The organism is Prochlorococcus sp. MIT2304 (assembly GCF_059772405.1).
On sequence record NZ_CM186286.1, the window covers coordinates 1,136,184 to 1,151,030 of the forward strand.

At 36.7% G+C, this 14,847-nt stretch carries 13 protein-coding genes, 1 tRNA gene and 1 other RNA gene; 4 read left to right on the forward strand and 11 right to left on the reverse strand.

The features are described 5' to 3' along the window. Window positions 1-3: 3 nt before the first annotated feature. From AC6EIY_RS06805 to AC6EIY_RS06815, 3 genes are all read right to left on the reverse strand, one after another. On the reverse strand, window positions 4-780 hold the full coding sequence (locus AC6EIY_RS06805) for a phycoerythrobilin:ferredoxin oxidoreductase (RefSeq protein ID WP_498506197.1): 777 nt from the start codon (window positions 778-780) through the stop codon (window positions 4-6). A gap of 27 nt (window positions 781-807) precedes the next feature. Continuing rightward, window positions 808-1,509, reverse strand: coding sequence for a 15,16-dihydrobiliverdin:ferredoxin oxidoreductase (locus tag AC6EIY_RS06810; RefSeq protein WP_498506198.1), 702 nt, complete (start codon window positions 1,507-1,509; stop codon window positions 808-810). 158 nt (window positions 1,510-1,667) lie between these two features. Then, on the reverse strand, window positions 1,668-2,375 hold the full coding sequence (locus AC6EIY_RS06815) for a biliverdin-producing heme oxygenase (protein WP_498506199.1): 708 nt from the start codon (window positions 2,373-2,375) through the stop codon (window positions 1,668-1,670). A gap of 79 nt (window positions 2,376-2,454) precedes the next feature. On the opposite strand from AC6EIY_RS06815, the gene AC6EIY_RS06820 reads away from it, so the two are divergent. Then, window positions 2,455-3,879 carry an NADP-dependent isocitrate dehydrogenase gene (locus AC6EIY_RS06820; RefSeq protein ID WP_498506200.1) on the forward strand — a complete coding sequence of 475 codons (1,425 nt, stop codon included), beginning with the start codon at window positions 2,455-2,457 and terminating at the stop codon, window positions 3,877-3,879. Between the two features lie 26 nt (window positions 3,880-3,905). Here AC6EIY_RS06820 and AC6EIY_RS06825 read toward each other — a convergent pair whose 3' ends face one another. The 5 genes from AC6EIY_RS06825 to AC6EIY_RS06845 form a co-directional block, all read right to left on the reverse strand. After that, entirely contained in the window at window positions 3,906-5,258 is a 1,353-nt protein-coding gene (locus AC6EIY_RS06825) for a four-carbon acid sugar kinase family protein (RefSeq protein WP_498506201.1), read from the reverse strand. A gap of 30 nt (window positions 5,259-5,288) precedes the next feature. Beyond that, on the reverse strand, window positions 5,289-6,473 hold the full coding sequence (locus AC6EIY_RS06830) for an alpha-hydroxy acid oxidase (RefSeq protein ID WP_498506202.1): 1,185 nt from the start codon (window positions 6,471-6,473) through the stop codon (window positions 5,289-5,291). A gap of 144 nt (window positions 6,474-6,617) precedes the next feature. After that, window positions 6,618-7,475, reverse strand: a complete 858-nt coding sequence (locus AC6EIY_RS06835; RefSeq protein WP_498506203.1) for an aldose epimerase family protein — start codon at window positions 7,473-7,475, stop codon at window positions 6,618-6,620. Window positions 7,476-7,478: 3 nt separating this feature from the next. Then, the gene (locus AC6EIY_RS06840) at window positions 7,479-8,390 is read right to left on the reverse strand and encodes an alpha/beta fold hydrolase (protein WP_498506204.1); all 912 of its coding nucleotides are present in this window, start codon (window positions 8,388-8,390) and stop codon (window positions 7,479-7,481) included. Between the two features lie 116 nt (window positions 8,391-8,506). Beyond that, on the reverse strand, window positions 8,507-9,880 hold the full coding sequence (locus AC6EIY_RS06845; protein WP_498506205.1) for a cation:proton antiporter: 1,374 nt from the start codon (window positions 9,878-9,880) through the stop codon (window positions 8,507-8,509). Between the two features lie 165 nt (window positions 9,881-10,045). On the opposite strand from AC6EIY_RS06845, the gene AC6EIY_RS06850 reads away from it, so the two are divergent. Continuing rightward, window positions 10,046-12,565 carry a glycogen/starch/alpha-glucan phosphorylase gene (locus AC6EIY_RS06850; protein WP_498506206.1) on the forward strand — a complete coding sequence of 840 codons (2,520 nt, stop codon included), beginning with the start codon at window positions 10,046-10,048 and terminating at the stop codon, window positions 12,563-12,565. A gap of 4 nt (window positions 12,566-12,569) precedes the next feature. Here the strand turns inward: AC6EIY_RS06850 and AC6EIY_RS06855 are convergent, their stop codons facing one another. The 3 genes from AC6EIY_RS06855 to AC6EIY_RS06865 form a co-directional block, all read right to left on the reverse strand. Continuing rightward, entirely contained in the window at window positions 12,570-13,022 is a 453-nt protein-coding gene (locus tag AC6EIY_RS06855) for a DUF8661 family protein (RefSeq protein ID WP_498506207.1), read from the reverse strand. Between the two features lie 36 nt (window positions 13,023-13,058). Beyond that, window positions 13,059-13,397, reverse strand: coding sequence for a DUF8670 family protein (locus AC6EIY_RS06860; protein ID WP_498506208.1), 339 nt, complete (start codon window positions 13,395-13,397; stop codon window positions 13,059-13,061). Between the two features lie 100 nt (window positions 13,398-13,497). Beyond that, a tRNA-Arg gene (locus tag AC6EIY_RS06865) sits at window positions 13,498-13,571 on the reverse strand. A gap of 35 nt (window positions 13,572-13,606) precedes the next feature. Between AC6EIY_RS06865 and rnpB the strand changes: the two genes are divergently transcribed. Both rnpB and rnc read left to right on the forward strand, forming a co-directional pair. Next, window positions 13,607-14,009: RNase P RNA component class A (gene rnpB / locus AC6EIY_RS06870), an RNA gene on the forward strand. Window positions 14,010-14,084: 75 nt separating this feature from the next. After that, window positions 14,085-14,837, forward strand: a complete 753-nt coding sequence (gene rnc / locus AC6EIY_RS06875) for a ribonuclease III (protein WP_498506209.1) — start codon at window positions 14,085-14,087, stop codon at window positions 14,835-14,837. Window positions 14,838-14,847 lie beyond the last annotated feature (10 nt).

Consider the following 14,847-nt stretch of genomic DNA (forward strand, 5'->3'; position numbering starts at 1 on the left):
TATTTATTTTAGATCAAAAAGAATATTATTTATATAGCTTTCAGTCCATTTTTCTCCAAAAAAGCCTCTTAACATACCTCTTGCAGGATCTTTTTTTGCCCTGTATCGCATATATTCTTTTTGACCATTTAAGATTTTTAAAGATCTTTCCTTAGAAATCATTTTTGCATCTCTCACTAAATCAAAGAAACAATTCAAGTATTCACCAAAAGCAGGTTTAATTATCTGACTAATTAATGTATCACCTTCTTCTCCTAGTGGAATTCTAGACCAAAGAAAAGCAGGCGAAAAATATTGAATCGCCTCAGGAGGAATGTCACCTCCTGGTGGTAGTTTTGATTGCCAATTAGCATGTATGGGTTTTAACTTATTCCAAACATGTTGAGTATGATTTATATCGTCATTTAAAGCAGGTTGAAGATCTAAAGCAATAAGATGACCATTTGGAAGTGTTACAAAATCGGCTCCAAAAAAAGGTAAATCATAATTATTGAAAGGTGAGATTACCAAATTCATGACAGAAGTGATTTCACCAGCTTGCAGGCATGCACATCTAGCCTGTCGTATTTTTTCCGTCTTTAGACCCCACGTTTCCAGAATAACTTTTTTAGGATTAGAACTTGACCCAAATAATGATTCTTTGAAAAGAAATGCATTATTTATCGGATAAGGATTAGGTCCAAAAATAGAAAACTTCTTAATAGTTTCATCCAAGAAATAAGCCCAACGCCAATTACTTATTGAAATAGGGGCAAGACTATTATTTCGGTTACTTTGCATTTAGAGATAAAAATGTAGAATTAATATTTATAGGGTTAAAGGAAATAAAAACTCATTCATATATTTCTCTGACCATTCTTTGCCAAAAAAGCCAGAAAACAAACCATGAGCTGGATCTTTTTCAGCACTATATTTATTATAATCCATATGCAATAAGCTTATCTCTTGCGATTTAATATAATTTTCATTAACTTTAGATAAATCTAGATTAAGCCAATAACATTTAAGAAAAGAGGTAAAAACTTTTGGTAAAATATTATCTGCTTCAAAATAACCACCTTTGCAAAATAAAGCCCATGGTGAGAAGTACTTGTTTGGATCATATATATTACTTTTCATATCAGAATTAAACTCATTAAAAGATTTTTTTATGCTTTTTAAGCCATCAAAGTATCTATCAAAATATTCTTTATCTTGAACAAGAGGCTGAAAGTCAAGAATAGCAACTAGCTTTTCTTTTTTTTCAAACCATAGAAGATCAATGCCCATAATTGGCATATCATTTTGATCATGAGGATAAGCAACTGAATTTAATACTTGAAGACGATCTCCTGCATCTAATCTGGTCACTCTCCATCTTCGAAATCCAGGAACATCCCATAACCAGCTATTCAGTTTATGATTGCCTTTTTTAGAAACGCGTTCACAAAATTCATCGGGAACAATCAAATTCTGACCGCCATGATCAAGAATATTTTTATTTAATTCACTTAAAAGATCATCAAACATATATAGTCATCTCCTTAGAGGATTTAATAATTTTCTTTCTATGAAAGTGATTAAATCAGTTAAAACGAATAAATTCAAAAATTTTTACCATTCTAATAGATATCTTAATAGATACTGATTTTAAAGAAAGGAATAATCTTTAGAAAAAATTAATTTCACTACTCGGTACTACCTTTTCGCTTTTTATTTGCAAAAAATCTAAATAAAACTTTTCCAATAGCAGCAATTAAATTTCCTTCTAATTCATTAAAAATATCCATATTGTATTTAAAAGATCTATTAGCTTCTTCAATAATTGAATCTGCTATCTTTTGATCAATCGGAAGATTATCCAAGGTATTTCGATACTTGATTTTAAATTCTTTTTCATCTCTAATATCCTCAAAAATATAAAAGCTAAGTCCCTCATCCCCAGGGAGATTCATGGCTTTTTTAGTGATGGTTTTCAAAAGCTGTCCCCCAGATAAGTCACCTATATATCTGCTGTAATGATGCCCAATTAAAAGTTCTGGATGATCTTTAGCAATTTGTCTAATTCTTGCTTCATATTCAACAGCTGGCTTAGAGGGTTTTACCAATTCCGACCACTTACTACCAAAGTAGAACGAAAGATCTTGTTCCAATTTTTCCTTGCGAAAAAGCTCTTTAAATCCAATTGGAGAAATTATCGGATGAGAATTTTCACAAAGTTTTTCTATCTCCTCCTCCATCGCAGAGTAAACAAAATATAAATCAGCTAATAAATTTCTGTATGAGGACTTATCAACTACTCCCTTGAGAAAACAACTTATAAAACCTGTATTCTCAGCCATCGTATGAGACTTTTTAGTCCCTTCACGAAGTTGCCTAGCCAAGGCTACTGCCATGAGTTTAAAATCATTTAATCAAAACTTACCACTTAGACATAAGCTCGACATTAGATCTATTAATCCGTGAATAAAAATTATGACAAATTTTGAAAAGCTCATTGCCCCATTAGAAGGCCAAAAAATTACTTTTGTTGATGGAAACCCAGTAGTCCCAGATCATCCAATTATTCCATTTATCCGAGGTGATGGAACAGGAATAGATATTTGGCCTGCTACACAATTAGTAATCGATCAAGCCATTAAAAAAGCATATGGAAAAAACAGATCCATAGAATGGTTCAAAATCTATGCGGGTGATGAAGCTTGCGACTTATATGGAACCTATCAATACTTACCAAATGACACTCTTGAGGCGATAAGAACTTACGGCATTGCAATCAAAGGACCTTTAACAACGCCAGTAGGCGGAGGGATTCGATCTTTAAACGTATCTTTAAGACAGATTTTTGATTTATATTCATGCGTTAGACCTTGCAAATATTATGAAGGAACTCCAAGCCCTCATAAAAAGCCGCAAGATTTAGATGTAATTGTATATCGAGAAAATACTGAAGATATCTATATGGGCATTGAATGGGAATCTGATGATCCCGAATGCATCAAATTAATTGATCAACTCAATAATGAAATAATTCCAGCCAGCCAAAAACTAAAAAACAGGAAAATTCCTAACGGAGCAGGAATCGGAATTAAGCCTGTAAGCAAAAGTGGTAGTCAAAGACATATCAGGCGAGCGATTAAACATGCACTCAATCTTGAGGGGAACAAAAGACACGTGACATTAGTTCATAAAGGAAATATCATGAAATTTACTGAAGGAGCTTTCAGAGATTGGGGATACGAATTAGCAACCACAGAATTCAGGAATGTATGCGTCACAGAGAGAGAAAGTTGGATTTTAGATAATCTAGAAAAAAATTCTGACATCACTAACGAGGAGAATGCTGAGTTAATTGATCCAGGTTATTCATCTTTAACAGAAGAGAAAAAGAAAGCCATTTGTGATGAAGTTGATTCAGTTCTAACAAGCATTGGTGTTAGTCATGGCAATGGAAAATGGAAGAACATGGTGATGGTTGATGACCGAATCGCAGACAGTATTTTTCAACAAATTCAAACTCGCCCTCAAGAGTATTCCATCCTTGCAACTCTCAATTTAAATGGTGATTACATCTCAGATGCGGCCGCAGCAATTGTTGGTGGACTGGGGATGGCACCAGGAGCAAACATAGGAGATACTGCGGCTATTTTCGAGGCCACCCATGGAACAGCTCCAAAACATGCAGGTTTAGACAGAATCAATCCAGGTTCAGTAATACTTAGTGGAGTAATGATGCTGGAATATTTAGGTTGGCATGAGGCAGCAAAATTGATTACAAATGGTTTGAGCAAATCTATTTCAGATAAACAAGTTACTTATGATCTGGCACGATTAATGGAACCACGCGTAGCTCCTCTTAGTTGTAGTGATTTTGCTAAATCTATTATTGAAAGATTTTAATTAAATATTTTTTAAAATCCCCAAAATTAAGATTTTGACTCCATCAATTTAAAGGACTCGAGAAGTGTTTGATCATTGCCTAGATTACCTGGAAAAGTAACTACTGGTAAATCATATTGATTAGAGGTGCTTTTTACTATTGACAATCCTGGTAATATTTGACCTTTTAAATCTACCTGATTAAAATTTAACCCTTTTTGAAGCAAAAGTTGTGTTGTAATACCTCCTTTACTAATAATATAACCAAACTTATTGTTTATTTTTCCAACTAGAATCGCCATGAACTCTGCAAGTTCCAATCCAAAATTCATTCTTCTTGAGTAAGAAGAAAACTTAATTTCTTCTCTGGAAGTATATAGAACAGGTACTTTTTTTATATCCAATATATCATCTATTTTTGATAATAATATCTTCTCCAGCTTTAAGATTTCTTCTTGAGAATCTTCTAAAGCAAAAATATCAGCTAATTTACTGACTGGTATTTCTAAACCTTCACAGAGCTTATCTTTCATTAAAACCTCTAATTGATCTGTCGCTAATTGCACATGAGAGCCAACCATTATCAAACCTGGCTTATATTCAAGCTGATTATTTTTCGATTTTAAAGACACTAAATCTGCAGTACCTTTAGGATTAGGGGGTAATTCAGATAAAGAGTTGATAAAGCTTGCTGCTGTTCTGAAAAGAAATTTTTTTTCTCGAGAAACTACTTTAATCGCCCTGGCTAAGGTTTTTAAATGATGAGGTGATTTAGCATCAACAACTACTGAAATGTTATTTTCTAATTTAGACAAAAAGCTTAAAAGAGATTTAAAGCCATCCTCATTGTTAAAGGCCATATCTAATTCTTTAATTTCAATGTGCAAGACATTTCCCGCCTGTATCTTTCCAAAACTTTTTTCTTCAATCCATTTAGCTAAATCACTAGTAGAAAATCCAAAAATATTATCACGGCCAAAATCCGTCTTATGAACTGGTATTCCATTTAAATAATGAATACCATTCTCAGTTGTTCTTCCACCTTCCAAAAAAGCTGGAATGTGAAATGTTGCATGAAATGGTCCTAATTCTTCCGCAAGAATTGCAGGTTCTAAAACACCATGACCACGTAATGTTGAATCTCCTCTACTAATATAAAAATAATCATCTTTGGAAAAACCTTTTCTTAAAAAAAACTTTTTTATAGATGAGCATATTTCTCTGGTTTTTTGGACAGCCAAAACAGAAGATAAAGATCTTGTATTAGCGAGTATAAATATCAAAGGCGAAGATTTTAGAAATGCTTTCTCTAGAGTTTGTTCATCCCAATTGAATAATAATGGGCATCCATAAACAGTTTGAGATCCAGTTGGATCATCATCAAAAATAATTATTTTCATATTGCATTAATCTATTATTTAATCAACGATTCATTCGAATCTTTTCCAACTTTCAGGAACTTGAATATAAGACTTATTTAAATCGGCAACAGACGCACAACCTAATAGTTTCATTGTTCTAACTATATCCGTTTGAAGAATTTCTATAGCTCTGGCAACACCTTTACCTCCTGCAGCGGCAAGTCCATACGCATAGGCTCTACCTATCAAAACTCCTTTCGCGCCAAGACATAATGCTTTAACTACATCACTACCTCTGCGAATACCTCCATCTAGCAACACATCTATCTTTCCATCTACTGCAGCTAAAATTTCTGGTAAAACACGGATCGTGGGTGCAACGCTATCAAGTTGCCTGGCTCCATGATTAGAAATAACGATCGCATCAGCACCTAGCTCTACCGCTTTTTTTGCGTCATCACCAATATGTATTCCTTTAACAATAATTTTTCCACCCCACGCTTCGCGTATCCATTGAAGATCCTCCCAAGTAACAACTGATTGTTCTAAAGCAGGTCCAATTGCCGTATATCTCATAGGGCCATCATCAAGTTGAACATTTGGAAAACTCATTAATCCGCCATCACTCAACCATTGAGTCATCCAGCACGGTTTAACTAATATTTGAGGAATATATGGAAGCATTTCAAAAGGATTCATTGATAAAAGCTGTTGGGTTCCTGATCGCATATCTCTTTCCCTTAAACCAGATACGGGCGTATCAATGGTTACAACTATTGCTGAGAATCCTGACTCTTTAGCTCTAGCGATTGTTTTTAACGCAACTTCTTTACCACCTAGTAAATAAAGCTGATACCAAGCTGGACCGTTTGTAGCCGCTTTAACATCCTCCAATAAACAACCTGAGAGAGTCGACAATGTATATCCTGTTCCTGCTTTGCCTGCCTCTCTAGCCGCAACTACTTCTCCTTGGGGATAAAACATCCTGCTACTCCCTACTGGTCCCAACAAGAAAGGAAGTTGAAATTTCTGATCTAAAACAGATATTCCAAGATCACACGATGGAACAGAAACTGCACATCTAGGTCTAAATAAAATTTCATTATATGCGTTGCAATTTTGTGAAAGTGTTTGTTCTCTATCTGCACCACTATCTATATAGTTAAAAACCATCGCCGGAAGACGATTCTTTGCTCTAGACCGGAGGTCGTCAATATTAAGTACGCCTGGAGAGGAAACATCTGCTCCTAACATTATTCATCACAAATTCATGAATGATGAATCTATAATATATTGATCATAGATGCAAAAACGAAAAAAATATTGAAATATTTGTCGTACAAAAATTATAATTAAAATTCAATTAGTTACGAATTATACGCGTCAATAACTAAATAATTAAAAAGAATTATGCATAAAAGTAGCAAATAATTCTGAATATTCTTCTGGTTTAATTTCAAGTTTTCGATCTCCAGTTACCAATGAATTCCTTGGGCTAGTCCAAGGCTCAAGACAAACCATTTGCCTTGGTGGATCAGTCCATATTACGTTTGTGTCCATTGGGTCTTGATGAATTAATTCAATTACGTTTCTAGATTGAAAATCATATAGTTTAACCGAACCAGAAGGGTAAGAAAGAAAATCAACTCCTTTGTCTAAAATTCTTATTTGGTCAGAGGAATTCGTAACTTTCATATTTGTTTGATCAACACACTTTTCAGGCAAACCATCAATTTTTATTTTTTGTAAATTTGAAACTTTAAAGTATGGATGCAGCCCAAAACCAAAGGGCATACAATCTCGACCCTGATTGTAAATCTTAACAGATATATGAAGAGTTTTTTCTTTCAAGGAAACGTCCATCAACAAGGTAAAAAAGAAAGGGAAACAAGACAGCGAATCCTCTGAATCAACTAGCTTTAGTCTGATTCCTAATTTATCTTCTAATAAATCAATTGACCAAGGCAAATCTCTTGCGAATCCGTGCTGTTTCAAACAATGCTTTTTACCACCAATTAAATAACTTTCAGATAAATCACCACAGATGGGGAAAAGGATAGGTATTCCACCTCTAACACTTTTGTCTTCATCAAGAAAACGATCTAAATCAAAATACAAAAGGTCTTTGCCTTCACTTCGCCATTGAGTAATCAATCCTCCTCTTTCAGGAACAATTCTTATAGATGAGTCGTATTCAGTATTTGAATATTCCCAATGAGGATAAGGATTTGTCCTCTTCGCAAAACTGACGGGCATGGGTTACAGCTGATCAACCCATTCTAAGAGAGCAGAATTAACCTGATCGGGAACTTCATCATGAGGACAATGACCAGCATCTAAAACAACTTCTTTTGTATTTACTGGGGTGTGTTTTTTATAGGTTGCTCTTTTACCAGGTGCATTCATCCAAGGGTCTCGATTGCCCCAGAGAAGTAACAGTGGTGCTTTCAACTGAGCAAACAATTCATCCAGTGGTCTACCCTGAGGCCCTGCAGGATCAAAAACACTTTTGAAGACATTGAAAGCCCCAGCATCCAAAGATGGTTTTCGGATAGCTTCTACCAATTCATCATCAACGTTCGTTGTGTCTATATAAACTTGATTCAAAGTACGCTTAATCGTCGAGGGCTGTCTGAGATTTTCAAAAATTATCCTTTGCAATAAAACATTTTTGAGAAAGATCCCAGCAAAAGTTTTTCTAGCAGTAGCCCAAAATCCTTTAGTCGGCTTTTTGTCTTCACTGAAATAACCAGCTGCATTTAATAACACAACACCTGCTGCATCAGTACCCAATGCAGCGCCGCTTGCAAGCGCTGCATATCCCCCAAGGGAGTTGCCCACAAGTATTGTTGGTCTCCGAATGTTTTCTTTTACGTACGAGACTATTTGGTCTTTCCAAAGTGGACCTCCATAAGAAAGACCTCCAGGTTTAGAACTTTTACCAAAGCCCAAAAGATCTAAGGCGTGAACTTCATATTTCTTCCCGAGTACTGGTAAATTATGCCTCCAATGTGTTGTTGATGCACCAAAGCCATGGATTAAAAGAATCGCCGGTCCTTTTTCCTTATCACTCTTGGTTTTGTGCGAAGCAGGTATAATGCTCAAGCTGTGAACAGAATGTCCTAAAAATTTCCATTCAGAAAGATTTTTTTTTACTACTGAGGAAACCATTTAAGAATAAACTGACATAAATAGATATTAGTAAATCATTGATAAAAATAGATTTGTAATTTTATTTCTTTTTTTCGAAATTTCCTCACCTAAAAAAATTAGAAATTTAAAAGTTTTTAGACTAATCCCACCGGATCCGCAGCAACCTCATCGGGAATTGAATTACCTCCTGAGGGTGGCTTATCTTTCAAGACAACTCTAAGAAGAACAGGAGCCAAAAATGTTGTTCCAATAACCATCAACAAAATTGCAGCCTCAAGAGAGGGGGTAAGCAAACCAGCACTTGTTCCCAAGCCAAGAAAAATCAAACCAACCTCACCTCTAGGCATCATTCCCAACCCAACAACTAATCGATTTGTTGGTTTATCAATAATGAATGACCATCCAGCTGCAATCTTTCCAACAATTGCGACAAGAAAAAGGAAACCTGCCACAATTAGAGCAGATCGACTCTCGGGATCTAAAGGGTTGATTACTGAAAGATCCATTCCAGCACCAACTAATACGAAAAAAATTGTTGCAAATAGTGAAACTAAGGGCAAAACAGATTGTTGTATCGCGTGATTATTCTTTGAACTACTGAGAATCAACCCTGCCGCGAAGGCCCCCAATGCTGCTTCTAGACCAATTGCAGTGGCAATGAAACAACTTAAAACCAATATCACAAAAGATGCGACCACAACAGCACCTGGCGCTTTTAGCCTTTCTAGTAACCAATCAAAAGCTGGAGCAGCTGTTCTACTCAAGGCAATTGCAGCAATAACAAAAACAGTTGCAGCCAAAACCAACTTGACAATAGGGGCTATTTGAAGCGAACCCCCTGTTGCAAGAGCAACTACAACGGCAAGAATCACAATTCCAAGAATGTCATCCAGCACGGCTGCACCTATAACAATCTGACCCTCACGCGTTTTTAGATAGCCAAGCTCACCAAAAACACTTGCTGTTATCCCTATGCTTGTAGCTGTCATGGACGCACCAGCAAATATCGCAGGAATAATATCTACTTGGAAAATAAACATTAGTCCGAAGGTTCCAAAAGCGAATGGCAAAATCACTCCTGCCATTGCAACTGTGAAGGCTTGTGCTCCCACTGCCACTAATTCTTCTAATTCACTCTCCAAACCAGTAAGAAATAGCAATGCATAAAGCCCTAATGTTGCGACTGCTTGTAATGAAGGAAAAGTTTCAAAATAGATATCCGGAACTGCTTCTTTTGGTATTGATGCAAGAGAACTTATCAGAGATACAAAGCCTTGGTTTAATTCAGCATGTGCACTGGGCGGCAATAAAAGATGTAATCCTGATGCACCAATTAAAACCCCTGCAAGAAGTTCTCCAACAATTGTCGGCAAACTTAGTCGCACCAGGATTTCCGCCAAAGTCCTTGCAGCAACAAAAATCATTAAGAAGTTAATGACCCCAATTAGAGTTTCCGCAACCTCTACATCATGCGTATTTAGTACCGAGACTAAAGGAGTTAATACCATCAGGTTTCCAGCAAAAGCCTTTTCTTGTATGACATAAATTACCTAATCATGGGGCCTCTTTGGTTCAAGTATCAAAGGTTACTTAAATCGTAAGGTGTGGATCTGAAGTTACTAACAGCTTACTTGGTCGATATTGGCTAGCGTCCAAAAACATTTGATGCCTTTATGAGCAGCTCCCAGTCTATAGATCTGCGTCTGCCGACCCCAGGATGCTATGCAGATCCTGTTAGGGCTGGCATGGATGCTGATGCAGTCTTCGATGGAATGACTGAGCATCTTTTTTTCACTCTTGGAAAACTAGCTACATCAGCAAGTCTTCGAGATCTCTACATGGCTTTAAGTTTTGCTGTTAGAGACAGATTGATGAGCAGATATCTCACAAGTCAGGAGACAATACGGGCAAGACCTCAAAAAACAGTCGCATATCTTTCCGCTGAATTTCTAATAGGACCTCAACTTAACAATAATTTATTAAATCTAGGGATAAAAAAAGAAGCAGAAGAAGCTCTTAAAAGGTTTGGAATTGAATCTCTGAATGACATTTTGGAAGTTGAGGAAGAGCCTGGGCTCGGAAATGGAGGCTTGGGTAGACTGGCAGCTTGTTACATGGAGTCACTCGCAAGTCTTCAGGTCCCTGCAGTTGGTTACGGAATAAGGTACGAATTTGGAATTTTCAACCAATTAATCAGAGATGGTTGGCAAGTGGAAGTTACTGATAAATGGCTGAAAGGTGGGTGGCCTTGGGAATTACCACAACCAGACGAAGCTTGTTTAGTCGGTTTTGGTGGACAGACAGAGAGTTACACAGACGACAATGGAAATTATCGATCCAGATGGATTCCAAGCGAACATGCGATAGGTGTTCCACATGATGTACCTGTACTTGGTTACAGAGTTAATAGTTGTGATCGCTTGAGGTTATGGAGAGCTGATGCAACCGAAAGTTTTGATTTTTATGCTTTCAACATTGGAGATTACTACGGTGCTGTTGAAGAGAAAGTAGCCTCAGAAACCCTTTCAAAGGTGTTATATCCGAATGATGGAACTGATGAAGGAAGAAGATTGCGCTTGAAGCAACAACACTTTTTTGTAAGTTGCTCTCTGCAAGATATGCTGCGAAGTTTAGAAAAGCGATCAATACCTGTCGATGAATTTCCAGATCATTGGACTGTTCAACTTAATGACACCCATCCAGCGATTGCTGTTGCTGAGTTAATGAGACTATTAATCGATCAATATCGATTGGATTGGGATAAAGCATGGGAAATCACTAATAGATCTGTTGCTTACACAAACCATACTTTGCTACCTGAAGCTCTTGAGAAATGGGACCTCAGCCTTTTTAGAAATTTATTACCCAGGCATCTGGAACTTATATATGAGATTAACAGGAGATTCCTGCAACAAGTAAGACTTAAGTATCCAGGAAACGATTCGATTTTACGTAAACTTTCAATTATTGATGAAGAAGGTGGAAAAGCTATTCGAATGGCTCATTTAGCGACAATTGGAGCACATCATGTAAATGGAGTAGCTGCGTTACATTCAGATTTAATCAAGAGGCAATTACTACCTGAATTTGCAGAGCTATGGCCTGAAAAATTCACTAACGTCACAAACGGCGTGACCCCTCGTAGATGGGTAGCTCTAGCAAATCCTGAACTTTCTAAACTTCTTGACAAAGAAATTGGTCCCAATTGGATTACCAATATGGATCTATTACGTGAATTAGAAAAAAAAGAAAATGACTCTAATTTTTTAGATCTATTTGCTTCAGCCAAATTATCTGGGAAAAGAAAACTTGCTGGTTACATACATCGACAAACTGGTGTTCTTGTAGATCCATCTAGTTTATTTGATGTTCAAGTTAAAAGAATTCACCAATATAAAAGACAGCACTTAAATGCTTTGCAAGTGATAGCACAATATCTGAGGATTAAAAATGGATTAACAAAAAATATTGCACCCCGTACGATCATTTTTGGGGGTAAAGCTGCGCCTGGTTATTTCATGGCCAAATTGATGATTAGATTCATAAATGGCATAGCTGATGTAGTTAATGCAGATCCAGATATGGAGGGATTACTAAGGGTAGTTTTTCTGCCTGATTACAATGTAAAGCTAGGTGAGCAAGTATATCCAGCGACTGATCTTTCCGAACAAATTTCAACTGCTGGCAAAGAAGCTTCAGGTACTGGAAATATGAAATTCGCCATGAATGGTGCCTTAACAATTGGAACCCTTGATGGAGCAAATGTAGAAATCAGAGAAAGAGTAGGAGAAGAAAACTTCTTTTTGTTTGGGAAAACAGAGTCAGAGATCGTGGAATTAAGAGATCAAGGGTATCGTCCAAATAACTTTATTTCCAAATCAAATGAACTACAAGAGACTTTAAAATTAATAGAAGTTGGGCATTTTAGTAATGGTGATAGTGAGCTATTTAGACCGATAATTAATATTTTGACTGGGAATGATCCTTTCTTTGTGATGGCAGATTTTGATGATTACCTTCGTGCACAAGATGAGGTTAGTAAGGCCTGGAAAAAGAGTCAAAAATGGAATCGCATGGCATTATTAAATACGGCAAGATCAGGGTTTTTCTCTTCAGACAGGTCTATTAGGGAATATTGTCAATCTATCTGGAAAGTTGAACCGTTACCAGTAGAAATAAGTTGTGAAAAATAAATCCCTACTTTTCAGGCAAGTCAGGGGTTTGATGTAATAATCTATTTAATCTTAATCTATCAATATTTAAAGGGTCTGGAGCCAGTTCACCAGCAACCTCTCTAAATATATCCTCAACTTCCTCGGGAACTTTAACATCGAAAACTCTTTCCATTAAAGCCTCAATGGAATATAAATGAGCGTTAACATTCTCTAGATCAGATATTACTTGTGTAATATATTTTTCTTTTTTTTCAATAGACCCTTTGTGACTATTTCCCTCAGATTTATTGGATGAATTTGAATTAAATTTTTTTTGCAACTCTTCTAAAACTCTTCCACATAATGTTCTAAAAGATTGAAGAGCAGCCCAATTAATCTCTTGTTGTTTACGCAAAGTGGGGAATTCCCTAATCAAACGATCATGTTCCCGATAAAATCTTAGGCAATCTGGACATTGGCATGGTTCTTCAGGCACCTTGATCAAGGCAGCTCATAACCATAATTGCATTTTTTAGGCCATCATAGGGGGCTCATCATTAAAGAAGTCTCCTTCAACATCATTATTATCGGCATCAGAGCTTTCAGGCAAAGGTATTTCAACGCTAGTAACAACTTGAATAACATCACGTAATCTCATTGAATCTGCGAACCATCCCATGGCTTGCTCTGTATCACCTCTTCCTTCTGCATCATTAGCTTGATCTTCGTGCGCTTCAGCCAAAAGTGTTAACCAACATAAGCATCTAGCTTGAACAATTGATAAATCTAAATCACTTGGTTGCGATCTAGATATTTGCTCACTCTCTTGTTGAACAAGTAATCGCAAGCGAAGATCGTGAAGCTGGGCCATCTTGACTGATTCACTATATCAACGCTAGCGAGAGAGTAAGGATTTTGCACACCCACCACATATAGGACTACATATTTTTAGTTTTCATTCCTTTTTCTCACGGGGCTGGCGGGACTCGAACCCACGACCTACGGTTTAGGAAACCGTCGCTCTATCCAACTGAGCTACAGCCCCCTGAAATTAATTATGCCTTGAGGCATGATGGAGTGGAAAGCAGGGGAGGTGATCGCAATTGAACTTCAGCAAAAAGCTGAAGCATTGATTGAGGAAAGTCCGGGCTCCTATTTGGCCAGGCTTGCTGGGTAATTCCCAGTGCGGGTGACCGTGAGGATAGTGCCACAGAAACACACCGCCTAATGCTTAATGGGGAAATCCCAACAAGCGCGGCAAGGGTGCAAAGGTGCGGTAAGAGCGCACCAGCAGCATCGAGAGGTGCTGGCTAGGTAAACCCCGGCTAGGAGCAAGGCGGGGGACTCTGGATGGCCATAGACCTTGTCCCCAAGGAGAGCCGCTCGAGGCTATCGGCAACGTTAGTCCCAGATAGATGATTACCCATTCACTTTCCTAAGAAAGAAGAATGAACAGAACCCGGCTTATGACCTGCTTTCACTTAATTAATCTGATACAAAGAAATTACAGGAAAAATCCTATTTTTTTCATAAATTCAATTATTTGCTTTAAATAATTATGCAAATTTCAATTCAAAGAATAGAAGAGATAATTAATTTTTTACGAGGTCTAAATCTTGATCCAAAATATCAAAAAGAATTTACCAAAGAAAAAATAAAGAATATTTTATATATCAATGAATCACTAACACATAGTTCAGCAAATAATAGAATTAATTATGAGAATCTTGAATTTCTTGGAGATGCAGTATTAAGACTCATTGCATCAGATTTCATAAAAAATAAATATCCATCTATGCAAGTTGGAGAAAGATCTGAACTTCGTTCTCATCTTGTAAGTGATCAGTGGCTAACGAAAGTTGGTAATAAAATAAATATAAAAAGTGTATTATTAATTGGCAAGAAAGCAATCAGTGATAAATCAGCAAATGCAACTATTCAAGCAGAGGCAACTGAGGCATTAATAGGAGCTTTGTATGAAAGTCTGGCTGTTCTAGATCCTATAAAAAATTGGCTTCTTCCATTCTGGGATGAAACTAGTAAAGAAGTTCTAGCTGATCCTCATAAGAAAAATTACAAATCTGCCCTTCAAGAATTGACCCAAAGTGAAGGATTATCTATTCCCGTTTATAAAACAATTGAAGTCGATAAAAAGCATGACAATCCAAAACGATTTTTTTGTACTGTTTATATCAAAAATCTATCAATAGCAGAAGGGATGGGAAAGTCAATCAAACAAGCAGAGAAAGATGCCGCAAAGAAAGCTCTAAAGCAACTTGATGATAATCTTATTAAGCAAGTCAGTAAGTAAAGATGTAATT